General features: G+C 48.3%; 1 protein-coding gene. It reads right to left on the reverse strand.

What is annotated here, in order from left to right; genetic code table 11:
- Positions 1-609 (reverse strand): hypothetical protein (locus tag AM629_RS24140; RefSeq protein WP_200905793.1); only part of this gene is annotated, 609 nt, incomplete at both ends.

Here is a 609-nt window from a genome sequence, read left to right on the forward strand (position 1 = left end):
CAATCTTCAAACGACGCATTTCAGCATCAACATGGTGACGCAGCTTATCTGAGGAAGCAGGCTGTTTCAGATCCGCCATCAGGCTCAGTTGAGTCACCACCGCGCTGAGAAAATGTTTACGTTTTCCAACGAACTTAATGACTTTTAATTCCCTGCCATGCAGCTTAGCTAATACGATCAGTGCCGGAAGCGGCACTTTCTCCACGGCTTTATTCATCACTGCAAACAAGGTGCTACTCAGTTCATTCAGGTATTTTTCTATCGTGAGGGAAGCGGGTCCATGAAAGTGCTCAGCAATATCTTTAAGTCCATCGGGGATTTTATCCCAGGCGAGAGAGCCGTAATCTGCACCGGTCTTTAAGACGCCGTGAGTTTGCTCTATTTTTTTATCGCTGTTCATCACCAGTGCACGCAACAGCAGATTATCCGGCGTGATGCTGTCGCGCATCATCTGCTCTTGAAAATAATGCGAGGCCCCCAGTTTGTCCTGCATCCCGTAAACACAATCATGAACCGACTGGGTAAACAGCGCGCCGCTGTAATCGTCCGTGCTGTCAAAGTTATGGTCAAAATAGTCCAGCAGGGTCTGGCTTTTCAGCCAGTCCAGAT

Origin of the sequence: Photorhabdus heterorhabditis (assembly GCF_001280945.1) — a bacterium.
In the GTDB taxonomy this organism is placed as follows: Bacteria; Pseudomonadota; Gammaproteobacteria; order Enterobacterales; family Enterobacteriaceae; genus Photorhabdus; species Photorhabdus heterorhabditis.